This window comes from Gillisella vitis, from assembly GCF_001541345.2.
Classification (GTDB): Bacteria; Pseudomonadota; Alphaproteobacteria; order Rhizobiales; family Rhizobiaceae; genus Allorhizobium; species Allorhizobium vitis.
On the sequence record NZ_LMVL02000004.1, the window covers coordinates 199868 to 223104 of the forward strand.

A 23237-nucleotide genomic window follows, 5' to 3' on the forward strand; every position below is an offset into this window, starting at 1 on the left:
CCCTCTTATCTCAAAAGATCGAGGTTACGGCTGGTAACCGAGCGGATCGACAATGTCCGCATCAGATCCGCCAATTGCTCCGGCTTCGCCTTGGCGTCGCAATAGCGAAGCGTAACGCGCACCGGCAGTTCCAGTTCGGATTTATCGGCCAGGCTAACCGCAGTCTTGAAGGCGCGCGTGTCTTTCACCGCCTGCCAGGCATAGACACAAGCACCGCCGTTCTTGCCGAGCGTGCCGGTGGCAACCCCGAATTGGCCATAGCCATTCTGATGAATGGCGGTGTCGGTCACCATTTTGACACCGGGAAACAGTTTCTTGATCGACGCGGGCGCTTCATTGGTCATCGCCATCTGGCGAAAACGGTCGCTATCGGCAAGCCCGATCTCGATTGCCAAGCTGTTTTCACCAAGCGCGCTGGTCGTTGGGTAAAGTAGGGTCTGGAAAGCCGAGGTCGACTCGATGCGATGACGATTGCCGGTGACCGGCACCGAAAGACCGGAGAGCTTTAGCATCGCCACTTCGGGAGCGCCCTTTTCCACAGCCTGTGTCTTTGCGGCCAGCGGCTTATTCTTGGAAATCGACCCTGTTGAATTGGGATCGATACCTGCCACGCAGGAAGACGCCGCCATGGCGACGCCAAGCATCGACAGGAGCGTTCCGAGCCGTCGCAAGCTTGGATGTGCGGCAGGGGCACTACCCTTGCCAGGACATTGGTCATCTGTGGTTTTCATAGCCGTTTACCTCGTCAAACCCATCCTACCGTATCATTTCTTAAATCAGGATTGATTTAAGGCGAAATAATCCGGCCCAGTCGTTTTGTGCAGCGTCCTCGAACCATCTGCAAGACGGGCCGCGCTGTTGTTGCCGCAAGCTTTAGTGATCGAAATGTCAACGAAACCTTAACGCAAGGAGGCCGATTGGCCCATGCTGTGGCAACAACGGTTGCTGGCCCAAACCCACGGCTATCGCTGGTAAATGAAATGAAAACTTTTCGTTAAATTTTAGCGAATACAATGAGGGGTGATAGAAGAGGTATTATTGTAATGCGTAGAATCCTCATCATCGCCCTCTTGCTGGCTTTGGCAAGCTGCGCCCGGCCGCCCAGCCAGATCCGCAACGCCTGCGCGATCTTCGAGCAGAAGGATGGTGCCTTTGAAAACTGGAAACGCGCCGCCCGCTCGGTGGAGCGCGAATACGGCGTTCCAGTGCCGATCCTGCTGGCGACCATCTATACCGAATCCAGCTTCCGCGCCCGCGCCCGGCCACCCAGGCGTTATATTCTCGGCTTCATTCCGTGGAAGCGGGTCTCGACCGCCTATGGCTATTCGCAGGCGCTGGACGGCACCTGGGACCGCTATCAGCGGGAAACGGGTCGTTACCTTGCGAGGCGCACCAATTTCGGCGACGCCGTCCGCTTCATCGGCTGGTATCACTACCAAAGCCACCTGCGCAACGGCATCCCCTTCAGCAGTCCCTACAACATCTATCTGGCCTATCATTCCGGCCAGGACGGCTACCGTCGAGGCGCCTACCGCGCCCGGCCCGAGGCCTTGGCCGGTGCCAAACGCTTTGCCGCGATAACAGCCGTTTATGAGCAGCAGTTGCGCCGCTGCCCGTAAGGCTTGGCGTTATCTGCCCAAGCGTTCTGAAGAGAACACCTTAGCGTCGCAATGCGCATAAAGTTATTAGTGTGAGGCAGTGTCTAAACAGCGCATCCCTCTGCTTGGGCAAGCCTCTCTCGCGCACTCGAGAAAGGGGCACCGAAGCTCGAAACGCTGCGGATCTTTCGGTCTTCTCCCCATCGGGGAGAAGGTGGCGGCAGCCGGATGAGGGGGCGGCAAAGCCGAAAAACCTTTGCGTCAATTGACTATGGTTCAATCTGGACCCGCCAAGCTCTATAGCTTCGTGCATTTTATCGAACGCACAATGACGTAGCACTGTAAATTTGCTGCACAATTCCCAAGAGCATTCGCAGGAAATACGGACGCACAAATACGGCGCATAAAAAAAAGCCCCCGATCTTACGACCGGAGACTCTCTGAAATTCTAGGCTGATGGCTTTGAGTGCCGATCAGGCCGACTGGATTGCCGAAATGCTCCAGCCCGAACCAGGACGGCGCACGAAGGTCCAGACTTCGACCGACTGCTGCGGATGATCAGGGTCGCCATCGACAACAGCGCCGGTGGCGCGATCACGCATCACATCGATCGCTTCATAGCGCATGGCGACGGTGGCATAATCAACCGTGCCTTCGCGCCAGGCTTCAGCCAGATCACCCTGCAGAAGATGGACATCGCGCACCTCGTTCTTGACGCCCTTGGTCGCATGTTCACCAAGCTCTTCGGCAAGATAGGACATGGCTTCCGGCGTGGTGATCCGGCGCAGGGCCGAATAGTCTTCTTCCGCATAGGCCTTCTGCATGTCTTTCAACAGGCTCTCGAAAATCTCCAGATCCTTGGGGCCGATGCCGACATCATCGGTACCAGCCTTAACAACGGCCGGGCGAGTAGCACCAAGCGCCGCGCCAGAACCCATTTTCGGAATGGAAAAGCCACCGAAACCGCCAGACGATCCCCCCGACGAACCTTGAGGAGCGCCACCCGGCTGCGACATGTCATTGCGCGAAGCCGGACCGGCATAGGAGGATGCTGTGCGATTGCGGTTGAAGAACCGCATGGCAAGCATGATCAAGCCGCCGATCAGCAGCAGTTGGAACAACATGCCGAACATGCCAGCCGCACCGCCGAACCCGCCGCCGAGCAACATGCCGAACAGTCCGCCCATCAAAAGGCCGCCCATCAAACCACCGGCCATGCCACCAAACAGGCCACGCGAAGCGGGCTGCTGCATGCCGGACGTTGTCGCGCCGGTATTCGGCGTCATGCTGCGCTGAATGGGGGCTGCTGTCGTTGGGGCGGTGCTGGTGGCTGGCGGGGCGCTAAAGGTGCGTTCGCCACGGCTACCAAAACTGCTGGAGCTTCCGGCCCGGCGGGCCTCCGCGAAATCGACCGCCGACAGGGTTACTGCCACTCCGATTGCCACGATGCCGATGATCCTGCCTGCTCTTCCCATGACGTCCTCTCTCCAAACCTGCCCTTTCGGGCTGTTTCGCCCAAATGAGCCTTCCTTGCCCATATGGCGATGGACTTATCCGATGTTAAGGGCCGGACCGCAAAAAACGGCTACCCTTATGAGTGCATCAGCACCAGCCGGATGGAAGCGGCCACCGCGCCAACCACCGCCACGCCGACAATCCAGAAAATCGCAAACCACAGGATCTTCTGTTTCAGGGATTTTGGTTGCATCGCCGTATCTTCCACCATCAGTGATACCCTTCTTCCGGATCGATCTTGCCTCGGAACACCCAATAGGCATAGGTCGTATAAATCAGAATGATCGGCACAAGAATAGCTGCCCCGACCAACAGGAATTTCAGGCTGGTATCGGGCGCTGCCGCTTCCCAGATCGTGACAGAAGCTGGGACGATATAGGGATAGAAGCTGATGCCGATGCCGACATAGCCAAGCACGAACAGGCCAAGCGACGCGACGAACGGCAGCCAGTCATTGCCATCACGCAGCCCCTTGAACACCAGATAGAGGCAACCGAGCACCAGAACAGGCACGATGACGGAAAACACCGCCGTCGGCATGGTGAACCAGCGGTCGAGATAATGCGGCTTCAACCACGGTGTCCACAGGCTGAATACGCCCATGGCCCCAACCGTCAGCACAGCGGCGGCAAGCGCATAGCGTTGGGCCTGGGCGCGCAGCGGCCCAACCGTCTTGAACACCAGCCAGGTGGCCCCCAGCAGCGTGTAGCCGAACACCAGGGCAACGCCTGTTGCAATTGAAAACGGTGTCAGCCAGTCCCACCAGCCACCGGCATAGGCGCGGTCAACGACGGGAATGCCCTGCACCAAAGCGCCCAGCGCCACGCCTTGCGAAAAACCAGCCACCAGCGAGCCGCCGGTAAAGCCGACATCCCAAACGCCCTTCCAGCGCCGTGTGCGCCAGCGGTATTCGAAGGCCACGCCGCGAAAGATCAGGCCAAGCAGCATCAGGATGATCGGCATGTAAAGCGCTGGCAGGATGGTGGCATAGGCCAGCGGGAACACCGCCATCAGCCCGCCGCCACCCAGCACCAGCCAGGTCTCGTTGCCATCCCAGACCGGCGCCACCGAATTCATCATCTGGTCACGGTCATGCTCGCTCTTGAAGAACGGAAACAGCAGGCCAACACCGAGATCGAAGCCGTCGAGAATGACATAGGCCAGCACCGCAAAGGCGATGATCGCGGCCCAGAGGAACGCATAATCAAAGGGCATGAGAGCCTCCTTTGCCTTGGTTGTGATGAGCAGGCCCCGGCGTGATCCCGGTGCTGCGCAGCGGTGCATCGCCGATTTCCGGCGTCGGATCACGTGGCAGCCGCGCCATCAGCCGCAGAATGTAGAAGGTCCCGGCCCCGAACACGAAGAAATAGACGACGATGAAAGCGATCAGCGATGCGGCAACCGCAGGGGCTGCAATTGGCGAATGGGACTGCGCGGTCAGCAAATGACCATAGATCGTATAGGGCTGGCGACCCACCTCGGTGGTGATCCAGCCGCTCAACACCGCGATGAAGCCCGCGGGCCCCATGGCAAAAGCGGCGCGATGCAGCCAGTCATTGCTGTAGAGTGTGCGACGATAGCGCGCCCAGAGGCTCCAGAGACCCAGCCCCAGCATGGCAAAGCCCAGGCCGACCATGACGCGGAACGACCAGAAAATCACCGCGACCGGCGGCTCCAGCTCATCCGGCACCGTATCCAGCCCGGCCATTGGCGCATTGAGATCGTGCTTGAGGATCAGGCTGGAGAGCTTGGGGACCTCAATGGCATAATCCACCCGTTTTTCGGCGGGATTGGGAATGCCGAACAGAATGAGCGGCGCACCATCGGGATGGCTGTCGTAATGACCTTCCATCGCCATGATTTTCACCGGCTGATGTTCCAGCGTGTTCAGCCCGTGGGCATCACCGGCCAGGATCTGGATCGGCGCAACCACGGCGACCATGCCCATTGCCATCGAAAACATCTTGCCAGCCCGGCGCGGCGCGGTCTTGCGCAGCAAATGCCAAGCGCCAACCGCACCCACCACCAGCGCCGTGGTGAGATAAGCGGCCAGCACCATATGCACCAGCCGATAAGGGAAGGATGGATTGAAGATCACCGCCCACCAGTCGAGCGGAATGAACTGGCCTTTGTCATTCATGCCGAAACCGGCAGGCGTCTGCATCCAGGAATTGACGGCGAGAATCCAAGTGGCCGAAATCAGCGTGCCGAAGGCAACCATGCAGGTGGCGAAGAAATGCAGTTTCGGCCCGACCCGTTGCAAGCCGAACAGCATGACACCAAGGAAGCCTGCTTCCAGGAAGAAGGCCGTCAGCACTTCATAGCCCATCAGCGGCCCGATAACCGGCCCGGCCTTATCTGAGAAAACCGACCAATTGGTGCCGAACTGATAGGACATCACAATGCCGGACACCACGCCCATGCCGAAGGCAACGGCAAAGATCGTCTTCCAGAAATTGAACAGCTCAAAATAGACCGGTTTTTTGGTCCAGAGATACAAGCCATTCAGCACCGCCAGATAGCTGGCCAGCCCGATGGAAAAGGCTGGAAAGATAATGTGGAAGGAAACCGTGAAGGCAAATTGCATACGCGCGAGAAGAACGGCATCGAATTGATCGAACATGGCAGCGCACCTCTTCAATGGAACCGGACCCGACAGCGACAGGCATGACGGAAACGACCTCAATTCAAAATAGAACAGATGCACATGAGATCAATGCGACAAGCCGCCATGCGACACATTGACGGATATCAAGATAGAAGGCCAGAAAACAAAAGCCCAGCAGGGATTTCTCCGTGCCGGGCTCACTGTTTGGTTGGGAAGATCGTCGGTTATTCGACTGCAAACGTCAGAAGCCGAGCCTGCTTGATCGCGGCATTGGCCGTCAGCTGATCGAGAACAGCCTGTTCGACAGGGCCATCGACATAGAGCAGCGCAATCGCGTCGCCGGATTCTTTTTCGCGGCCAAGCTGGAAGTTGGCGATATTGACGCCAGCATTGCCGAGCGTGGTGCCCATGAAGCCGATCATGCCGGGAACGTCGGTGTTGGAGATGTAAATCATGTGCGGACCAACATCGGCGTCGAGATTGATGCCCTTGATCTGAATGAAGCGTGGCTTGCCATCCGAGAACACTGTACCGGCAATCGAACGAGTCTGCTTTTCGGTTGTCACCGTCAGCTTGATATAGCCATCGTAAACGCCGGTCTTGTCGCGCTTGACTTCGGAGAGGACAATGCCCTTTTCCTTGATCATGATCGGTGCCGACACCATGTTGACATCCGAAACCTGGGCGCGGATCAAGCCTGCCAGCAGCGCAGAGGTCAGCGCCTTGGTGTTCATGGTGGCCGTCTGGCCATCATAGAGGATTTCGATTTCCTTGATGGCACCATCGGTGACCTGGCCGACGAAAGCGCCGAGAACATCAGCCAACCGAATGAACGGCTTCAGAAGCGGTGCTTCTTCAGCAGTAATCGAAGGCATGTTGATGGCGTTGGAAACGGCACCCTTGACCAGATAATCCGACATCTGCTCGGCAACCTGAAGGGCAACATTTTCCTGTGCTTCCGTGGTGGATGCGCCCAGATGCGGGGTGCAGACCACGTTTGGCAAGCCAAACAGCGGGCTTTCCTTGGCAGGCTCGACTTCGAACACGTCAAAACCAGCACCGGCAACATGGCCAGACTTGATGGCTTCGGCCAAAGCGGCCTCATCCACCAGACCACCACGGGCGCAGTTGATGATGCGAACGCCGGGCTTGGTCTTGGCAAGGTTTTCCTTGCCGAGAATGCCTCGGGTCTTATCGGTCATCGGCACGTGCAGGGTGATGAAATCGGCCTGAGCCAGCAGCTCGTCCAGCTCAACCTTCTTCACGCCCATTTCCTGGGCGCGTTCTGCCGACAGGAAGGGGTCGTAAGCGATGACATGCATGCCCAGGCCAATTGCCTTCTTGCAGACAATGCCGCCGATGTTGCCGGCGCCGATCACACCCAGCACCTTGCCGGTGATTTCAACGCCCATGAACTTCGACTTTTCCCACTTGCCAGCCTGCGTGGAGGCATCAGCAGCAGGAAGCTGGCGGGCAACGGCAAACATCAGCGCAATGGCGTGTTCAGCCGTGGTGATGGAGTTGCCAAACGGCGTGTTCATCACAATGATACCGCGGCGCGATGCAGCCGGAATATCAACATTGTCGACGCCGATACCAGCGCGGCCAATTACTTTCAGATTGGTGGCGGCAGCAATCAGCTTTTCCGTGGCCTTGGTGGCCGAACGGATGGCCAGACCATCGTAATTGCCGATGATTTCGGCCAGTTTGTCTTTGTCCTTGCCGAGTTGCGGCTGGAAATCCACTTCAACGCCGCGATCGCGGAAAATCTGGACGGCGGTTTCTGACAATTCATCAGAGACGAGAACGCGAGGTGCCATGACGAGGCCTCCTAAAAGAGTTCGTTTTTAACGAGCATGAATGGGAAGTAGGCCTCGCTTCATAGCGAGGCCGAATAACAGCTTAAGCAGCAGCCTTGGCCAGCGTTGCCTTCTGGGTCTGGTAAGCCCAGGTCAGCCACGGCATCAAAGCCTGCATGTCGGCGGTCTCAATGGTGGCACCAGCCCAGATGCGAAGGCCAGCAGGCGCATCGCGGTAAGCACCGATGTCATAGGCCACGCCCTGCTTTTCCAGAAGCGTTGCAATGCCCTTGGCAAAAGCGGCCTGCTCTTCAGCGGGCAGCGCCAGAACCTCAGGATCAGCAATGGTCAAGCACACCGAAGTGTTGGAGCGGGTCTCGTCAACCTGAGCAAGGTTGGCAATCCAGTCATTGGCGGCGACGAAATCGAAGATCACCTTGGCATTGGCGTCAGCACGGGCAATCAGCGCGTCCAGACCACCGATGGACTTCGCCCAGTTCAGCGCATCGAGATAATCTTCAACGCAAAGCATCGATGGGGTGTTGATGGTTTCGCCCTTGAAGATGCCTTCAATCAGCTTGCCGCCAGAGGTCAGGCGGAAAATCTTTGGCAGCGGCCAAGCCGGTGCATACGTCTGAAGACGCTCAACAGCGCGGGGAGACAGGATCAACATGCCATGACCGCCCTCGCCGCCCAGAACCTTCTGCCAGGAGAAGGTGACAACGTCGAGCTTGGAGAAATCCATCTCTTGTGCAAATGCGGCAGAGGTGGCGTCGCAGATGGTCAGACCCTTGCGGTCAGCCGGGATGAAATCAGCATTCGGAACGCGAACGCCGGAGGTGGTGCCGTTCCAGGTAAAGACCACATCGCGGTCGAAATCGACGTCTGCGAGGTTTGGCAACAAGCCGTAATCGGCATTGAACTTGCGAACATCAGCAAGCTTGAGCTGCTTGACCACATCGGTCACCCAGCCAGCGCCAAAGCTTTCCCAAGACAGCATGTCCACGCCGCGTTCACCCAGCAAGGACCACAGCGCCATTTCAACAGCGCCAGTGTCGGATGCGGGAACGATACCAATGCGGTAATCAGAGGGAACGTTGAGAATTTCGCGAGTGAGGTCAATGGCCAGTTTCAGCTTGTCTTTGCCAACCTTGGCGCGGTGCGAACGACCGAGCGGGGCATCGCTGAGAGCATCGAGTGCCCAACCGGGGCGCTTCGAGCATGGGCCAGACGAAAAATTAGCATTAGCCGTACGTGCGGCGGGTGCGGTAATATCAACCATAGCAAACTACCCTTCCAGGTATATGGCCTCTCGTTGGGGAGAGGTGTCCCGCCGTCGTTGCTAATCGAGTTCACGATTTTCGTCAAGCGACTTTTCTCGGCCCGACAGCGACAATCCGCCGCCGCCAACCTCTCCGCAAAGCGGGACCTTCCGAAAGACAAGGTCACTGCGCGAAAAACGCACAACCGGACCGCAGCGGTACCCGGATCGCGTGAACCTTATTGACCGAGATCAACAGCGGCCAGCCGGACACATGTAACATCCTCCTACACACAATATGAAACGTATTGAGGTTTGCCATGACAATTCAAACACTTTATTCCACCCCCGACAAACCGCTTAAAACCCGGCTGTTTCTGCCGGTCATGGAAAAATTCTATGAGGGATTTGCCGAGCCGCTGGCGTTTACGGCTTTCCGGATCGCCATCGGCGCCATGCTGGTCATCGAGGGCTATCCGAAGATCATGGCGCCGATGGCGCAGGTTGGTTTCGTGGAAAATCTCGGATTTTATCCCGGCTGGCTCTGGTCGCCAATGTTGGCCGCCATGCAGTTTTTCGGCGGCTTCCTGATTATAATCGGGCTTTTTACGCGGCCAATCGCGCTCGCCAATGGTGTCATGCTGGCCATCACCCTGTGGTTTCACGTCAAGTTCCCCTACGGCCATGCATTCCTGACGCAAGAGGGCATTGACGCTCTTAAAAGCGGTGCCACGTTGTTCACCCCCGAAGCCGTCAAGCGGCTTGCCGATGGCGACACCACCTTCCTGGAACAGGTGCAGACCAAGGCCGAGCTTGCCTCGCTGTTCTGGACCGGCGGTGCGCTGTTTTACGCGGCCTTCGGCGGCGGCGCGCTGTCGGTCGACAGGTTGCTGGTCAAGCGCGAGTTCTGAGCGATAACATCGGGGGGTGCGAGAGCCCCCTCCTCGACCGGCCGAGCCCCGAGAATCTGCCGCTGGCCCTTCAGTGTGAAGGGCTGGACCAATTGACCGACAAAGCCCTTGGCCACCGTGCCGCTGATGCCAATATTGGTGCTGGGTCCGTGTTCGGGATTGTAATAGGTCCCGAATATCTGGTCGAAGAGCACCAGGTTTTCACCGTAATTGGTATTGCCTTCGCGCAAAATCTTCGAATGGTGCCAGCGATGCAGGCGCGGCGTGCTGAACACCAAGTCGAGAATGCCGGTGCGCACCGCAACATTGCAATGGGTGAGGATGCCGATGAACGCGGTGGCCGCACCGACCCAGAGAAAGACAGCGACGGGCGCACCAAGCAGATAAAGTGGCAATTGGCTGAGTGCCACCTTGAACAGTGAATCCATCACATGGAAACGGCCGGTATTGACCACCCAAAGCCTGGTCACACTGTGGTGAAGCGCATGGAACCGCCAGAAAAACAGCCGTTCATGGGCAATCCGATGCGCCCAGTAAAGACCGAATTCAGCAACAATAAGCCCCAGAACCACCTGTAAAACCATGGGCAGGCCGGTTGGCCAAAGGTGAAATTCCAGCGCCGTCAACGGCTGCAACACACGGGCGGCGGCCATCGGGAAAATCACCGTCAGACCCGATAGAAACTCGACCAGACCCTTGGTCAACAGCGTATGGGCGACATCGTTGACGGTCTCGCCATCGCCCTCCAACCAGGTTGGCTCATACGGCAGGAACCGCTCGCTGAGCGCCAGAAGACCGAAAGCGCAGAGATAGACGGCAACGAAGCCAAGCAGCGGATGAGGACTGGAAAAAGCGAAATAGGAGCCCGTCAGCCCGAACACAAACACGCCCGGCCATACCAGGAAGGAAGCGAGTATTTTCATTTTGACCGTTCACGAAATTGACAGTGGTGATCTAAATCAGGGCAGAAAAGCCCATTGACGGACGAGATCCTTCGTCAAGCAGCCGTTCCTGTGCGGTTAGCTTTATGGGACAGTATCGTAAATGCAAGAGGGCAGACAGTTATGAGAAACAACAAAATGCCGTGCGTCCTTTCGAACGCACGGCACCTTTTCAAAATCGAGCCGGTGCTATCCTGACCAGCATGCGCAGGCGTTAAGCCGGATCACTTATAGACGAGAGGCGGCGGCTCATAGGCGACAGGCGTCGGGCAGCCGCCGAACTGGTAGCGAGCGCCGACATGCAGGTCGTGGCTGTAAAAGCCCTTGTCACTGCCGGGACCGCCATTGGCCTTGTAGCCGAACATGCTACCACCCGTCGTCTGGCGGAAGCGATAGCCGATATCGGCCTTCCAGTCGCAGGTAATGTCGATGGAGGTGCCGACCATCAGCTGATAGGCAAAGCGCCAGCTACCCCGGCCCCCATGCTCTTCGCTGCCATCGCAACCACTGCCGTCATCGGCGCAGGAGGTGTTCTTCAGCTTGTCCCATTTGACATAGGAGCCGCCGATACCCGCGCCGACATAGGGCGTGAACGAGGCGTAGGTGCCGAGATCCACATAGGCATTGGCCATCAGCGTATAGGCCTGCAAGGAGGACAGGTCACGCGAGGTACAGGCGCTGGATACGCCGCAGGACCCGTGGGTCGAGCCGGTGAAATCCGACTTGCCGAGATAGTCGAAGGTTACATCGGTGCGCAGATGACTGTTGATCTGGTATCCGACACCGCCTCCCAGCGTGTAGCTGTTATCGAGATCATGCCGGTCGAAACTGGCCTGATTGGCATTGGAGCCCTGGTAGAACTTCGCGCCGCGCAACTGGTTGAAGGAATAACCGATATCGCCACGCAGATACCAGCCGGACGTCTCAGCAACCCGCACTTCCGGAGCGTCCTGCGGCGGCGGTTCTGGCTGATAGACGTCGGCGGCGCTTACCGGACCGGCCAGAATGCCGGCGGCAAACAGTGCCAATAGATGTCTTTTCATGAGAAAGGCCCCAAAATCAAAGGATAACGGGGCCACGCCCCAGGTTTCAACCCTGGATAATGAAGGGCAAAGGTTAAGACCTCATTAAGTCTGTTGCTTAACCATGCCGGGATCGCATTTCGCCGTTTTTCAGGCCGTCACGCCGCCTCGCAGGCCTGACGCTGCAAATCGGCAAACAGCCGAACCGACGTCAACCGTGCCTCGATATCGTGGATCGGCATGGAGACAATCACTTCATCAGCACCGGTATTTTTCAGGAAGCGGGACAGCTTTTCAGCCGCCGTCACCGGGCCGCCGACCACGGCATGTTGCAGCGTATGCTCGACGCCAAAGCGTTCCATCTCGCTCCACAAGCCCTCCATGGTCTCGACCGGGCGAGGAAACTGGCTGCGCACATTGCGCCGCAGGTTGATGAATTGCTGCTGGGCAGAGGTAAACAGGCGCCGCGCCTCCTGATCCGTTTCGGCGATAGCGCCCATCACACCGACAACCATATAAGGCTTATCGAGGGCCTCGGATGGCTGGAAGCGATCACGGTAGATCGAGATCGCCTCAAACAATTGATCCGGGGCGAAATGCGACGCAAAGGCATAGGGAAGACCCAGCGCCGCCGCCAGATGGGCGCTATAAAGGCTGGAACCCAGCAGCCACACCGCCACATCACTGTTCACACCGGGCACCGCCATCAGGCTGCCATCGCCAACCGGCGGCCCCAGCAGCAATTGCAGCTCCTGAACATCCTGGGGGAAGTTATCCACGCCCGCCTCCATATTGCGGCGCAAGGCGCGGGCCGTGCGCATATCGGTGCCGGGCGCCCGTCCGAGACCCAGATCGACCCGGCCCGGAAACAGCGCCGAGAGCGTGCCGAATTGCTCGGCAATCACCATCGGCGAATGATTGGGCAGCATGATGCCGCCGGAGCCGATGCGAATCCGTTTGGTTGCCGCCCCGACATGGGCAATGACAATTGCGGTCGCCGCACTGGCAATGCCCGGCATGCCATGATGTTCGGCCAGCCAGAACCGCGTGTAACCATGCTCTTCAGCCGCAACGGCCATGCGCCGTGAAGCCGAAAGCGCATCCGACACGCTCTGCCCTTCTGCGATGGGCGACAGGTCCAGAATGGAAATCGGCACGGTTTTTCCAGATGTCATAAAGCGCGCTCCAGATGAGAGGATATGACTTTATCTATGTACTCCTGATGCCAATACCAGAGGCGGCCACAGGAAAGGCGCGATCACATCTTTACGAGGCAGTCTCTTGGAACGTGAGCACGCCGACGCCCAATCCACAGTGAATGTTTTTGTTTTGTTCACTTTTTGCTGGCACATCTGGCTTGAAACGGATTAGGATTTTTCCATGACAAGCGCGATTCGCATTATCGGTATCGATCCTGGCCTGCGCCGCACCGGCTGGGGTGTTATCGAGACGTTGGGCAATTCGCTGCGCTTCATCGCGTCCGGTACAGTCATGTCCGATGGCGATATGGATCTGGCGTCCAGACTGTGTCAGCTGCATGATGGGCTGGCCGATGTGGTGCATCTCCACCAGCCCGATGAAGCAGCGGTAGAACAGACCTTCGTCAACAAGGACGCGGTTGCCACGCTGAAGCTTGGCCAGGCGCGTGGAATTGCCATGCTGGTGCCAGCCCGTGCCGGATTGCCGGTGGCGGAATATGCCCCGAATGCGGTGAAGAAATCGGTGATCGGCGTCGGCCATGGCGATAAGCAGCAGATCCATATGATGCTGAAGATCCTGATGCCAAAGGCGGAATTCAAGGGCAATGATGCAGCCGATGCCTTGGCCATCGCCATCTGTCACGCGCATAATCGTGGTGGTGAACGGATGCGCCGGGCGCTGGTGGGATAATCACTCTTTTCATTGGATATGGCATATGATTGGCAAGCTCAAAGGCACCATTGACGAGATTGGCGACGACCATGTGCTGGTCGATGTGCACGGGGTCTGTTACGTCGCGCATTGTTCGTCCCGCACCCTGGCGCGACTAGGGTCGCCCGGCGAGGCCATCGTGCTGTTCATCGAGACCTATGTGCGCGAGGATCAGCTGAAATTGTTCGGCTTCATGAGCGCGCTGGAGCGGGAATGGTTTAACCTGCTGCAAAGCGTCCAAGGCGTCGGCGCCAAGGTGGCGCTGGCGATTTTGGCCACCCTCACCCCCTCGGAACTCGCCAATGCCATCGCTCTCCAGGACAAACCCGCCATTGCCAGAGCCCCAGGCGTTGGCCCGAAAGTGGCGCTGCGCCTCGTTACCGAATTGAAAAACAAGGCTCCGGCCTTCACCGGGGATGCCGGAAGCACCATCGGCCTCAAGCAGGAACTGGGTGAAGGGGTTGCCTCCGCCCCGATTTCCGACGCGGTGTCAGCTCTGACCAATCTGGGCTATTCCCGAGACCAGGCCGCCAACGCCATCGCCGCCGCGTTGAAAAACGGTGGTGAAGGCGCCGATAGTGCCAAACTGATCCGGTTAGGCTTGAAGGAGCTGTCGCGGTGATTTCCTTGCTTTTGGCAAGATTCCTTACTATTGTGGAAAAGTAAGGAATTTTTTAGCCGGTCAGACCAAGGAGGATCCGCATGAACGTCTTCTACGCAACAATGACCTCCAAAGGTCAAACCACGGTCCCAGCCGAAATCAGGGAGCTGTTGAAGCTGAAGCCCGGTGACCGGATTCGCTACGTGGTGAAAAACGGTGAAGTCACGCTGAAAGCCAAGAACAAGCGGTTGATCGATCTGGCCGGTATTCTGCATCGTCCCGGCATGCCCACCCTGACGATCGAGGAAATGGATGAGGCGATCGGTGACGCCATTGTGGACCACGTGATGGGCCGAGAATGATCGGCATCGACACCAATATTCTGCTGCGCCTCACCATGCAGGACGATGACATTCAAACCAAACAGGCGCTTGCACTGGCCGGTAGTCTGACCCAGGACCAGCCTGGCTTCGTCAATAGCGCAGTTTTGTTGGAGTTCATCTGGACGGCACGCCGACAGGCCAAAATGTCAAAAGAAGAATTGAAGATCATCCTGTCTGGATTTCTCGATTCTGAAAATCTCGTGCTTGAAGACGAAAATGTCATAGAACTGACATTGGATGAAATGGATCGCAGCAGCGAGGAATTCGCCGATATTTTCATTGCTCTCAAGAACAGAGAGCTTGGATGTCGGACAACCATGACATTCGACCGGAAAGCCGCACGAACCGTCCCCCATATGGAACTCCTCGCATGAGCGCTCAAAACCCTGTCCTCACCCCGGAAAAGCGCGGCGAAGACGTCGATTCGGCGCTGCGCCCCCAGACGCTGGACGACTTTACCGGCCAGGCGGAAGCCCGCGCCAATCTGAAGATCTTCATCGAGGCGGCCAAGAACCGGGGCGAAGCGCTGGATCACGTGCTGTTTGTCGGCCCGCCCGGCCTGGGAAAGACGACATTGGCGCAGATCATGGCCAAGGAACTCGGTGTCAATTTCCGCTCGACGTCAGGCCCTGTCATCGCCAAGGCGGGGGATCTCGCGGCCCTCCTCACCAATCTCGAAGAGCGCGACGTCCTGTTTATCGATGAAATCCATCGCTTGAGCCCGGCGGTGGAGGAAATCCTCTATCCGGCCATGGAGGATTTCCAGCTCGACCTGATCATCGGCGAGGGCCCCGCGGCGCGCTCGGTGAAAATCGACCTTTCCAAATTCACCCTGGTCGCCGCCACCACCCGGCTTGGCCTGTTGACCACGCCCTTGCGCGACCGGTTCGGCATTCCGGTGCGGCTGTCCTTCTATACGGTCGAGGAACTGGAGCTGATCGTGCGGCGCGGCGCGCGCCTGATGGGGTTAGGCATGACCGATGACGGGGCGCGCGAAATTGCTCGGCGGGCGCGCGGCACGCCGCGCATTGCCGGGCGGTTGCTGCGCCGGGTTCGCGATTTTGCCGAAGTTGCCCGTGCCCCCGCCGTCACCCGTGAGATCGCCGATGAGGCGCTCACGCGGTTACTTGTGGATAATATGGGTCTCGATCAGCTCGACACTCGTTATTTGACCATGATTGCAGTCAATTTTGGTGGGGGGCCAGTCGGCATTGAAACCATTGCCGCTGGCCTGTCCGAACCGCGCGACGCCATCGAGGATATTATCGAGCCCTATATGATCCAGCAGGGTTTTATCCAGCGCACGCCGCGTGGCCGCGTTCTGACCGCGATTGCCTGGAAACATCTGGGCCTGATGCCGCCGAAAGATATGGAGGCCGCGCAGTTCCGCCTGACCCTTGAGGATGACGATTGATAACCAGACGGACGTTTTTCAAGCTGCTGGCGGGCAGTGCCGCCGGCATTCTGTCGCTTGGCGGCTATGCAGGGGCGGTGGAGCCGTTGCTGCGGCTGGAAACCACGCGCTACAAACTCTCCCCACCCGGCTGGCCAAAGGGCCAAAGCCTGCGGATTGTCGCGCTTGCCGATTTCCATGCCTGTCAGCCCTGGATGCCGGCCGAGCGGATCGCCCGGATTTGCGAACATGCCAATACGCTGGGCGGCGATGTCATCCTGCTGCTGGGCGATTACATGTCTGGCATGAAACTGGTGACGGGCGTGGTGCCACCAGAGCAGTGGTCCAAGGCGCTCTCCGTGCTGAAAGCACCCTATGGCGTCCATGCCGTCTGCGGCAATCACGACTGGTGGCAGGATACCGAGGCGCAGCTTCAACGCCTGCCGGAAACCATGGCCCATCGGGCGCTGCGCAGCGTCGGCATCAATGCCATGTCGAACAGCGCGGTGCGGTTGGGGTCGGAAGCTCAGCCTTTCTGGGTGGCCGGGCTGGAAGACCAATGGGCCTATCTGACCGGCAATCACCGGATGCGCGGCCTCGACGACCTACCCGGCACGCTGGCCAAGGTGACCGACAATGCCCCAGTCATCCTGCTGGCCCATGAACCGGATATTTTCCCCACCGTGCCGGATCGGGTCTCGCTGACGCTTTCGGGCCATACCCATGGCGGTCAGGTCAATCTGTTCGGCTGGACACCGGTCGTGCCATCACGCTTCGGCTCACGCTATGTCTATGGCCATCGCGAGGAAAATGGCCGCAATATCATCGTCTCCGGCGGGCTTGGTTGTTCCGTCGCACCGATCCGGTTCGGCTCACCGCCGGAAATACTAGTCATCGATCTGGTTTAAGGACGAGCACGTGGCGAAGGACAATCGCATCCGGATCAAGCAACTGAACCGCATCTTCCAGATGCGCATTGCTGGTCTGGCTTTTCGCAATGGCCATGTGCTGGTGCATCGCGCCGTGCATGAAAAATTCTGGACCTTTCCCGGTGGCCGCGCCGAAATCGGCGAGACCTCGCAGGACACCTTGAAGAGGGAAATGGTCGAGGAACTCGGCGTCGAGGCCAGGATCGACCGGCTGCTGTGGAGCGTCGAAAACTTCTTCCACTACGAAGGCCGCGACTGGCACGAACTGGGCTATTATTATCTGATGCACCTGCCAGACACCCTGCCCTTCCACGAGACGGACATCATTCACCGCATCCAGGATGGAAAGAACGCGCTGGAATTCAAATGGGCAAAAGCCACCAAACAGGCGTTGACCGCAATGGATATCCCGCCTTATTTCATCGCCGAAGAGATCGAAACTCTGCCCACAGCAGCCCGCCATCTGGTCTGGGACGATGGTAATCTGGACGACAAATGACCCTTGAGCGCCACATGATCCGGCTGGATAAAAAGCCGCTATTGTTTACCTTCCGGGTGGCGGGCGTGATCCTGCAAAACGACCATTTGCTGGTGCAAAGAAGCGTCAATGAAACTTATTGGGCATTGCCCGGTGGCCGGGCAGAAATTGGTGAAAGCAGCGAGCAGACGATTATCCGCGAAATGCAGGAGGAAATCGACCGCACGGTATCCATCAAGCGCCTGCTGTTCACGACTGAGGTTTTCTTTTCTTTTGATGATTACCGCGCCCACGAACTGGGATTTTACTATCTCCTGAACATGGATGTGCCCCTGCCCTTCCACCGTGATGATATTGTCCATCGCGTGGTGGATGGTCCAACCGAAGTGCTGTTTCGCTGGGTGCCAGCAACCGCAGCAGCCTTTGCAGCTTTTGATATCCGGCCAGCCTTTCTGGGCAATTATATGGGTCAGTTGCCAGAGCGTGCAGAACACTTGATTGTGGATGAGGACAGCAATGACCATTGATCCCTGCCGTATCTTTCGCAAGATGGCCCGTAACAATACCTTGGCCAATGCGAGATTGCTGGGTGCCTGCGCGCAGCTTCAACCGGGTGAGTTTGAAGCGCCGCGCACCAGCTTCTTCCCCTCCATTAAGGCAACCCTCAACCACATTTTGACCGTCGATTGGTTCTACGTGGATGCTTTGGAAGGCGGCACACTTGGTCCGGCGGCGTTTGACAATGAAGAGCCTTTTGAAACGATTGGCACCCTGCACAAGGCCCAATCCGCTGTCGATCAGCGTCTTCTAAGCCTATGCGATGCCCTCACCGCCGACACGCTTGCCCAAGACGTCACTGTACATCGCGGGACGAGGCTGCAAATTGAACGGTGTGACGATCTTCTCTTCCATCTGTTCCACCATCAAACCCATCATCGCGGTCAGGTCCATGCCATGCTGACTGGCACCAGTGTCAAGCCGCCGCAACTCGATGAGTTCATAACAGCGACGGATTTCCGCGACAGGGCCGATGATATGCGAAAGCTGGGTTGGACCGAAGCCGATCTCGGTCATTGAAAAGGCAAACTATGAACCCTGAATTTTCCATTTCCGGCCAACTGATCGAAGGTGGCCATCGTCTCGTCCAGCGGGTCTATTATGAGGACACGGATTTTTCCGGGCTGGTCTATCATGCCCGCTATCTGCATTTTCTTGAGCGCGGGCGCACCGATTACCTGCGCTGCCTGGGCTGCGAACAGAGCGAGCTGATCAATGCCGATGAGGAAGGGTTGGTTTTCGTCGTGCACCGCATGGAGCTGGATTTCAAAAGCCCGGCGCGGATGGACGATATCCTTGTTATCGAGACCATCACCGAAAAGGCCGGGGGCGCCAAGATGGTGCTGCGGCAAACCATCAACAGTGGTGACCGCCGGTTGATCGAAGCAAAAGTGGTGATTGCCGTCGTTAACAAATTTGGGCGTCCGCGCCGCCTGCCCGAGACGATTGCCGAGAAGTTCCTCGGCTTCACCCCAGGCTGACAGTCTGGTCAAGAATTGCTGCTGGCCTGGCGAAAATGGTGATTTCGAGAACCGGAGCGGTTTTTCGCTCTAAAATGCTGACGTATCAGGCAAGCGCAGAAATTACCATTTGCGGGCGGTCAGCGGCGATTATTGGATAGGCTGTGATAACCTATCGTTAACAATAATGATGTCTTACTAACCCTGCGGTGCTTTGTGCGCCGCACGCCTTCCTTTGACCAAATTTAGCGGCAAAAAGGCAAGCTGGGTGCTTTGGGGATGGCGGATCGCGTTGATGAAACGCCACCGCGCCTATCGGCACATCAGTCATACAAAAGTGCATGATCGATCACACTGCCTGATAGTGCAGATATGATTGCATAGAAAAACGAATTTGTTACAGCGTTGTTTGCGCAAGCCCGCGTGATGCGCAAATAAAGCTGTAAATCCGCCCGGTCTCTTTACGTCCGGGCGTCTGGATTTTAGGAACGGTAGCGATGGAACAAGTAGGATTGGCAGCCGCAAGCCACGACGTAAGCCTTTGGGCCCTGTTCATGCAGGCAGGCTGGGTCGTGAAAATCGTGATGATCGGGCTTCTGGGCGCCTCCGTCTGGACCTGGGCCATCGTCATCGACAAATATGTCAGCTTCGCCAAGGCGCGCCGCCAGTTCGACCAGTTCGAACAGGTGTTCTGGTCCGGCCAGTCGCTGGAAGAATTGTATCGCACGCTGGCCGAGCGCAACAATACCGGACTGGCGGCCATTTTCGTCTCCGCCATGCGGGAGTGGAAGAAGAGCTTCGAGCGCGGCGCGCGTTCGCCCATCGGCTTGCAGATGCGTATCGATCGTTCGATGGATGTCACCATGGCGCGCGAAGCTGAACATTTCGAAGCCCGTCTGGGGTCGCTGGCTACAATCGGTTCGGCTGGTCCCTTCATCGGTCTGTTCGGCACGGTTATCGGTATCATGACCTCGTTCCAGGCGATTGCCGGTTCGAAATCCACCAATCTGGCTGTCGTTGCCCCCGGTATCGCCGAGGCGCTGCTGGCAACGGCGATCGGTCTGGTCGCCGCTATTCCGGCCGTCATCGCCTACAATAAATTTTCCGGCGAAGCGGGCAAACTGTCCTCGCGCATGGAAGGCTTTGCCGACGAGTTTTCCGCCATACTGTCGCGACAGATCGATGAGAAGCTCCAGCCTCGCCAAGCGGCGGAATAAGGCTCCAGTCTAGAACGACTGGGCAAGGTCGGCGAAAGGAATTGATCAGATGGGCATGTCGGTAGGAGCAAATGGAGGCGGCGGTGGCCGCCGCGGCAGCAGGCGCCGGGGCGGCAAGCGCGGTCCCGTGAGCGAAATCAACGTTACGCCGCTGGTTGACGTCATGCTGGTGCTGCTGATTATCTTCATGGTGGCGGCTCCGATGATGACTGTCGGCGTGCCGATCGACCTGCCGGAAACCCAGGCCAGCGCCATGAATTCCGATACGCAACCGATCACCATTTCGGTCAATCCGGCTGGCGAAATCTATTTGCAGGAAAGCCCAATCCCGCTTGAGGAAATCGTTCCCAAGCTCCAGGCTATCGCCACCACGGGTTACAATGAACGCATCTATGTACGCGGCGACACGGCTGCTGCCTATGGCACGGTTATGAAGGTCATGGCGCGCATTTCTTCGGCTGGCTACAAGAATATCGGCCTTGTGACCCTGCAAGAACAGGACAAGTGATCTTTCGAAATGAAAGGCAGTCTCGTCACATCTGCGATTTTGCACGCAACGCTGCTGGCCATGGCGCTGGTGACGATTAGCGCGCCTGCGCCCATGCAAGTCGCCGATGTCGAGGCATTGCCCGTCGATATTGTGCCGATCTCGGAACTGACCCAGATCCAGCAGGGTGATAAAAAAGCGCCGAAGCGCGAAAAATCGGCCCCCACCCCGACCAAAAAACCAAGCACCGTTCAGAACGCGGAAAACATGGGCGACAACGAAGTCGACATGAAGACCCCGCCGACGCCATCGAAAAAGCCGTCGCAGCAGGAAACGGCAGCAGCTCCTGAAAAGGTCGACAAGGTCCTGCCGACGCAGGACAATGAAACCAATGACGTCAAGGAAATTGCCAAGGAAGAGACGGCAGTAGCCCCTTCCAAGGAAGCCGTGCCCGTGCCGAAGGACGTGCCGACTCCGACGCCCGAGCCAAAGCCTGAACCGCCGAAGCCAGAGCCGCCAAAGCCGGAGGCCAAACCCGAGCCGAAGCCGGAAGCCAAGCCGCAGGAAGTCGCCAAGGCCGAGGACATTCCGCTGCCAACCAGCGTTCCCCTGCCCGCCTCCAAGCCCAAGCCTGAGCCGCCAAAGCCTGCGGAGACCAAGACGCCTGAGCCGAAGCCAACGGAAGCCAAGCCGAAGACCGAGGCCGCCAAGGCGCCTGATGTCAAGAAGGCTGACAAGAACCAGCAGGCAGCCAAGGCGAAATCGTCCAAGGAAAGCGACTTCAACGCCGACGAGATCGCCGCGCTGCTCAACAAGACCGACGCAGCCGGCGGCGGCGCCAAGCGCTCCACTGAACAGGCGGCGCTGGGCGGCAAGAAGACTACGGGCGGATCGACACTCAGCCAGAGTGAAATGGACGCCCTGCGCGGCGCGATTCAGAACAACTGGTCGGTGCTGTCAGGCATGGGCGATGCCCAGGGCATGGTGATCCGCGCCCATTTCAAGCTGGACGAGAGCGGCAATCTGATCGGCGAGCCGGAAGTGACGGCGACCGGCGGATCGCCCAGCGCCCAGCAGGTGATGATCTCAAGCGCGCGCCGCGCCATTCTGAAATCCGTGCCGTTCAAGAACCTGCCCGTTGAAAAATACGATGCCTGGTCCGAGGTTGTCGTCAACTTCGATCCAAGCGAATTCATGTAAAAGCGAATTCATGCCCACACGAATTCATGTAGAAGCTGAAAGGCTTGCCCTTATGAAGACATTCTCACTCCTGCGTATCCTGATCGTCCTCGTCGGCATGGCGGGCGCCTTTGCCACGCCGGCCATGGCGCTGGTCGAGATCAACATCAATAAGGGCAATGTCGAGCCGATGCCGATCGCCATTCCCGATTTCCTGTCGGCCAATGGCATCGGCGCGAAGATTTCGGCAGTGGTTGAGGCCGATCTCAAGCGCTCCGGCCTGTTCGCCCCGGTCAATCACGGCGCCTTCATCGACAAGCAGATCAATCCCGATCAGGCCCCCAACATGCAGAACTGGACGGTGCTGAACGCCCAGGCGTTGGTAGTCGGTCGCATCACCCAGGAAGGGGACGGCCGGTTGCGCGCCGAATTCCGCCTGTGGGATACCTATGCTGGCCAGCAGATGAGCGGCCAGCAATTCTACACCCAGCCGGAAAACTGGCGGCGCGTCGCCCATATCATCGCCGACGCGATCTATGAGCGGATCACCGGCGAAAAGGGCTATTTCGATACCCGCATCGTCTTCGTGGCCGAAAGCGGCACCAAGACCGACCGCAAGCGCCAGCTCGCCATCATGGACCAGGACGGCGAAAATGTCCGGATGCTGACCAACACCGCCAACCTAGTGCTGACGCCGCGCTTTTCGCCGAACCGCCAGGAAGTCACCTATATGTCCTTCGAGGGCAACCAGCCGCGCGTTTACCTGCTGCAACTGGAAACCGGACAGCGCGAAGTGGTTGGTAATTTCCCCGGCATGACCTTCTCGCCGCGCTTTTCGCCGGACGGTCAGCGGGTGATCATGAGCCTGCAACAGGACGCCAACAGTAACATCTACACGATGGACCTGCGCTCGCGCACCACCACCCGGCTGACCAGCACGGCGGCCATCGATACCTCGCCGTCCTATGCGCCGGATGGACGCCGGATCGTGTTTGAGAGCGACCGTGGCGGACGCCAGCAGCTTTACGTGATGAATTCCGACGGCTCCGGCCAGACCCGCATTTCCTTCGGTGAAGGCTCCTATTCCACCCCGGTCTGGTCGCCCCGCGGAGACTTGATCGCCTTTACCAAGCAATCGGGCGGAAAATTCTCGATCGGCGTGATGAAGCCGGACGGTTCGGGTGAGCGGCTTTTGACCACCGGCTTCCATAATGAAGGCCCGACCTGGGCACCGAATGGTCGCGTACTGATGTTCTTCCGCCAGGCAGCAGGCTCCGGCGGGCCGCAGCTCTACTCGATCGATCTGACAGGCTATAACGAGCAATTGGTCAAAACACCGAGCTTTGCGTCCGACCCGGCATGGTCGCCGCTTCTCGAATAGCATGATCATCGCCTTCCGGCTCACGCCGGAAGGCGATTGCATTTGATGACCGGTCGTGAATTAAGTAAAGATTAACCATGACCGTTTGCTTCTGGTTAACCAGGAT

Annotated in this window: 26 protein-coding genes; 16 read left to right on the forward strand and 10 right to left on the reverse strand. The window is 58.2% G+C overall.

Annotated features, from left to right (window positions below):
- Positions 1-5 precede the first annotated feature (5 nt).
- Complete coding sequence (gene bcsN / locus ASB66_RS15705; RefSeq protein WP_114386721.1) at positions 6-731, reverse strand: cellulose biosynthesis protein BcsN; 726 nt, start codon at positions 729-731, stop codon at positions 6-8.
- A gap of 312 nt (positions 732-1043) precedes the next feature.
- Between bcsN and ASB66_RS15710 the strand changes: the two genes are divergently transcribed.
- The gene (locus ASB66_RS15710; protein ID WP_041697036.1) at positions 1044-1619 is read left to right on the forward strand and encodes a transglycosylase SLT domain-containing protein; all 576 of its coding nucleotides are present in this window, start codon (positions 1044-1046) and stop codon (positions 1617-1619) included.
- A 452-nt stretch (positions 1620-2071) separates the two neighbouring features.
- Here the strand turns inward: ASB66_RS15710 and ASB66_RS15715 are convergent, their stop codons facing one another.
- The 6 genes from ASB66_RS15715 to ASB66_RS15740 form a co-directional block, all read right to left on the reverse strand.
- Positions 2072-3073, reverse strand: a complete 1002-nt coding sequence (locus tag ASB66_RS15715) for a Tim44 domain-containing protein (protein ID WP_060718199.1) — start codon at positions 3071-3073, stop codon at positions 2072-2074.
- Between the two features lie 116 nt (positions 3074-3189).
- The gene (locus ASB66_RS15720) at positions 3190-3324 is read right to left on the reverse strand and encodes a DUF2474 domain-containing protein (RefSeq protein WP_197433240.1); all 135 of its coding nucleotides are present in this window, start codon (positions 3322-3324) and stop codon (positions 3190-3192) included.
- Positions 3324-4328, reverse strand: a complete 1005-nt coding sequence (cydB, locus tag ASB66_RS15725) for a cytochrome d ubiquinol oxidase subunit II (protein ID WP_060718200.1) — start codon at positions 4326-4328, stop codon at positions 3324-3326. The genes ASB66_RS15720 and cydB overlap by 1 nt, the downstream gene beginning before the upstream one ends.
- Positions 4318-5736 (reverse strand): cytochrome ubiquinol oxidase subunit I, encoded by a 1419-nt coding sequence (locus ASB66_RS15730; RefSeq protein ID WP_060718201.1) that lies wholly within the window; start codon positions 5734-5736, stop codon positions 4318-4320. Before ASB66_RS15730 ends, cydB begins: the two co-directional genes overlap by 11 nt.
- A 209-nt stretch (positions 5737-5945) precedes the next feature.
- The gene (gene serA, locus ASB66_RS15735; protein WP_060718202.1) at positions 5946-7541 is read right to left on the reverse strand and encodes a phosphoglycerate dehydrogenase; all 1596 of its coding nucleotides are present in this window, start codon (positions 7539-7541) and stop codon (positions 5946-5948) included.
- A gap of 82 nt (positions 7542-7623) precedes the next feature.
- Entirely contained in the window at positions 7624-8802 is a 1179-nt protein-coding gene (locus tag ASB66_RS15740; RefSeq protein ID WP_060718203.1) for a phosphoserine transaminase, read from the reverse strand.
- Positions 8803-9101: 299 nt separating this feature from the next.
- On the opposite strand from ASB66_RS15740, the gene ASB66_RS15745 reads away from it, so the two are divergent.
- Entirely contained in the window at positions 9102-9692 is a 591-nt protein-coding gene (locus ASB66_RS15745; protein ID WP_060718204.1) for a DoxX family protein, read from the forward strand.
- Here ASB66_RS15745 and olsE read toward each other — a convergent pair.
- The 3 genes from olsE to ASB66_RS15760 form a co-directional block, all read right to left on the reverse strand.
- A complete protein-coding gene (olsE, locus tag ASB66_RS15750) occupies positions 9629-10615 on the reverse strand; it encodes an ornithine lipid hydroxylase OlsE (protein ID WP_060718205.1) in 987 nt (328 codons plus the stop codon). The genes ASB66_RS15745 and olsE overlap by 64 nt on opposite strands.
- 242 nt (positions 10616-10857) lie before the next feature.
- A complete protein-coding gene (locus ASB66_RS15755) occupies positions 10858-11676 on the reverse strand; it encodes an outer membrane protein (protein WP_060718482.1) in 819 nt (272 codons plus the stop codon).
- Positions 11677-11813: 137 nt separating this feature from the next.
- Complete coding sequence (locus ASB66_RS15760; protein WP_060718206.1) at positions 11814-12830, reverse strand: LLM class flavin-dependent oxidoreductase; 1017 nt, start codon at positions 12828-12830, stop codon at positions 11814-11816.
- Positions 12831-13035: 205 nt separating this feature from the next.
- Here ASB66_RS15760 and ruvC point away from each other — a divergent pair, with 205 nt between their 5' ends.
- From ruvC to tolB, 14 genes are all read left to right on the forward strand, one after another.
- Complete coding sequence (gene ruvC / locus ASB66_RS15765; protein WP_060718207.1) at positions 13036-13545, forward strand: crossover junction endodeoxyribonuclease RuvC; 510 nt, start codon at positions 13036-13038, stop codon at positions 13543-13545.
- A 25-nt stretch (positions 13546-13570) separates the two neighbouring features.
- Complete coding sequence (gene ruvA, locus ASB66_RS15770) at positions 13571-14188, forward strand: Holliday junction branch migration protein RuvA (RefSeq protein WP_060718208.1); 618 nt, start codon at positions 13571-13573, stop codon at positions 14186-14188.
- Positions 14189-14268: 80 nt separating this feature from the next.
- On the forward strand, positions 14269-14529 hold the full coding sequence (locus ASB66_RS15775; RefSeq protein ID WP_060718209.1) for an AbrB/MazE/SpoVT family DNA-binding domain-containing protein: 261 nt from the start codon (positions 14269-14271) through the stop codon (positions 14527-14529).
- Positions 14526-14924 carry a PIN domain-containing protein gene (locus ASB66_RS15780; protein WP_060718210.1) on the forward strand — a complete coding sequence of 133 codons (399 nt, stop codon included), beginning with the start codon at positions 14526-14528 and terminating at the stop codon, positions 14922-14924. Before ASB66_RS15775 ends, ASB66_RS15780 begins: the two co-directional genes overlap by 4 nt.
- Positions 14921-15964, forward strand: a complete 1044-nt coding sequence (ruvB, locus tag ASB66_RS15785; RefSeq protein WP_015917012.1) for a Holliday junction branch migration DNA helicase RuvB — start codon at positions 14921-14923, stop codon at positions 15962-15964. The genes ASB66_RS15780 and ruvB overlap by 4 nt, the downstream gene beginning before the upstream one ends.
- Complete coding sequence (locus ASB66_RS15790; protein WP_060718211.1) at positions 15961-16851, forward strand: metallophosphoesterase; 891 nt, start codon at positions 15961-15963, stop codon at positions 16849-16851. Before ruvB ends, ASB66_RS15790 begins: the two co-directional genes overlap by 4 nt.
- A 61-nt stretch (positions 16852-16912) precedes the next feature.
- Entirely contained in the window at positions 16913-17371 is a 459-nt protein-coding gene (locus ASB66_RS15795) for an NUDIX hydrolase (RefSeq protein ID WP_234613072.1), read from the forward strand.
- The gene (locus tag ASB66_RS15800; protein ID WP_060718213.1) at positions 17368-17877 is read left to right on the forward strand and encodes an NUDIX hydrolase; all 510 of its coding nucleotides are present in this window, start codon (positions 17368-17370) and stop codon (positions 17875-17877) included. The genes ASB66_RS15795 and ASB66_RS15800 overlap by 4 nt, the downstream gene beginning before the upstream one ends.
- Entirely contained in the window at positions 17867-18427 is a 561-nt protein-coding gene (locus ASB66_RS15805; protein WP_060718214.1) for a DinB family protein, read from the forward strand. The genes ASB66_RS15800 and ASB66_RS15805 overlap by 11 nt, the downstream gene beginning before the upstream one ends.
- Before the next feature lie 11 nt (positions 18428-18438).
- The gene (gene ybgC / locus ASB66_RS15810; protein WP_060718215.1) at positions 18439-18888 is read left to right on the forward strand and encodes a tol-pal system-associated acyl-CoA thioesterase; all 450 of its coding nucleotides are present in this window, start codon (positions 18439-18441) and stop codon (positions 18886-18888) included.
- Positions 18889-19364: 476 nt separating this feature from the next.
- Complete coding sequence (gene tolQ / locus ASB66_RS15815) at positions 19365-20084, forward strand: protein TolQ (protein WP_015917018.1); 720 nt, start codon at positions 19365-19367, stop codon at positions 20082-20084.
- 49 nt (positions 20085-20133) lie between these two features.
- Complete coding sequence (tolR, locus tag ASB66_RS15820; protein WP_015917019.1) at positions 20134-20592, forward strand: protein TolR; 459 nt, start codon at positions 20134-20136, stop codon at positions 20590-20592.
- Between the two features lie 9 nt (positions 20593-20601).
- Positions 20602-21771, forward strand: coding sequence for a cell envelope integrity TolA family protein (locus ASB66_RS15825; protein WP_015917020.1), 1170 nt, complete (start codon positions 20602-20604; stop codon positions 21769-21771).
- A 52-nt stretch (positions 21772-21823) separates the two neighbouring features.
- Entirely contained in the window at positions 21824-23131 is a 1308-nt protein-coding gene (gene tolB / locus ASB66_RS15830) for a Tol-Pal system beta propeller repeat protein TolB (RefSeq protein ID WP_015917021.1), read from the forward strand.
- The last annotated feature ends 106 nt before the right edge of the window (positions 23132-23237 follow it).

Coding starts and splice junctions, on each gene's coding strand:
- bcsN (WP_114386721.1), bottom strand. CDS start 731: ATGAAAACCACAGATGACCAATGTCCTGGCAAGGGTAGTGCCCCTGCC.
- ASB66_RS15710 (WP_041697036.1), top strand. CDS start 1,044: ATGCGTAGAATCCTCATCATCGCCCTCTTGCTGGCTTTGGCAAGCTGC.
- ASB66_RS15715 (WP_060718199.1), bottom strand. CDS start 3,073: ATGGGAAGAGCAGGCAGGATCATCGGCATCGTGGCAATCGGAGTGGCA.
- ASB66_RS15720 (WP_197433240.1), bottom strand. CDS start 3,324: ATGGTGGAAGATACGGCGATGCAACCAAAATCCCTGAAACAGAAGATC.
- cydB (WP_060718200.1), bottom strand. CDS start 4,328: ATGCCCTTTGATTATGCGTTCCTCTGGGCCGCGATCATCGCCTTTGCG.
- ASB66_RS15730 (WP_060718201.1), bottom strand. CDS start 5,736: ATGTTCGATCAATTCGATGCCGTTCTTCTCGCGCGTATGCAATTTGCC.
- serA (WP_060718202.1), bottom strand. CDS start 7,541: ATGGCACCTCGCGTTCTCGTCTCTGATGAATTGTCAGAAACCGCCGTC.
- ASB66_RS15740 (WP_060718203.1), bottom strand. CDS start 8,802: ATGGTTGATATTACCGCACCCGCCGCACGTACGGCTAATGCTAATTTT.
- ASB66_RS15745 (WP_060718204.1), top strand. CDS start 9,102: ATGACAATTCAAACACTTTATTCCACCCCCGACAAACCGCTTAAAACC.
- olsE (WP_060718205.1), bottom strand. CDS start 10,615: ATGAAAATACTCGCTTCCTTCCTGGTATGGCCGGGCGTGTTTGTGTTC.
- ASB66_RS15755 (WP_060718482.1), bottom strand. CDS start 11,676: ATGAAAAGACATCTATTGGCACTGTTTGCCGCCGGCATTCTGGCCGGT.
- ASB66_RS15760 (WP_060718206.1), bottom strand. CDS start 12,830: ATGACATCTGGAAAAACCGTGCCGATTTCCATTCTGGACCTGTCGCCC.
- ruvC (WP_060718207.1), top strand. CDS start 13,036: ATGACAAGCGCGATTCGCATTATCGGTATCGATCCTGGCCTGCGCCGC.
- ruvA (WP_060718208.1), top strand. CDS start 13,571: ATGATTGGCAAGCTCAAAGGCACCATTGACGAGATTGGCGACGACCAT.
- ASB66_RS15775 (WP_060718209.1), top strand. CDS start 14,269: ATGAACGTCTTCTACGCAACAATGACCTCCAAAGGTCAAACCACGGTC.
- ASB66_RS15780 (WP_060718210.1), top strand. CDS start 14,526: ATGATCGGCATCGACACCAATATTCTGCTGCGCCTCACCATGCAGGAC.
- ruvB (WP_015917012.1), top strand. CDS start 14,921: ATGAGCGCTCAAAACCCTGTCCTCACCCCGGAAAAGCGCGGCGAAGAC.
- ASB66_RS15795 (WP_234613072.1), top strand. CDS start 16,913: ATGCGCATTGCTGGTCTGGCTTTTCGCAATGGCCATGTGCTGGTGCAT.
- ASB66_RS15800 (WP_060718213.1), top strand. CDS start 17,368: ATGACCCTTGAGCGCCACATGATCCGGCTGGATAAAAAGCCGCTATTG.
- ASB66_RS15805 (WP_060718214.1), top strand. CDS start 17,867: ATGACCATTGATCCCTGCCGTATCTTTCGCAAGATGGCCCGTAACAAT.
- ybgC (WP_060718215.1), top strand. CDS start 18,439: ATGAACCCTGAATTTTCCATTTCCGGCCAACTGATCGAAGGTGGCCAT.
- tolQ (WP_015917018.1), top strand. CDS start 19,365: ATGGAACAAGTAGGATTGGCAGCCGCAAGCCACGACGTAAGCCTTTGG.
- tolR (WP_015917019.1), top strand. CDS start 20,134: ATGGGCATGTCGGTAGGAGCAAATGGAGGCGGCGGTGGCCGCCGCGGC.
- ASB66_RS15825 (WP_015917020.1), top strand. CDS start 20,602: ATGAAAGGCAGTCTCGTCACATCTGCGATTTTGCACGCAACGCTGCTG.
- tolB (WP_015917021.1), top strand. CDS start 21,824: ATGAAGACATTCTCACTCCTGCGTATCCTGATCGTCCTCGTCGGCATG.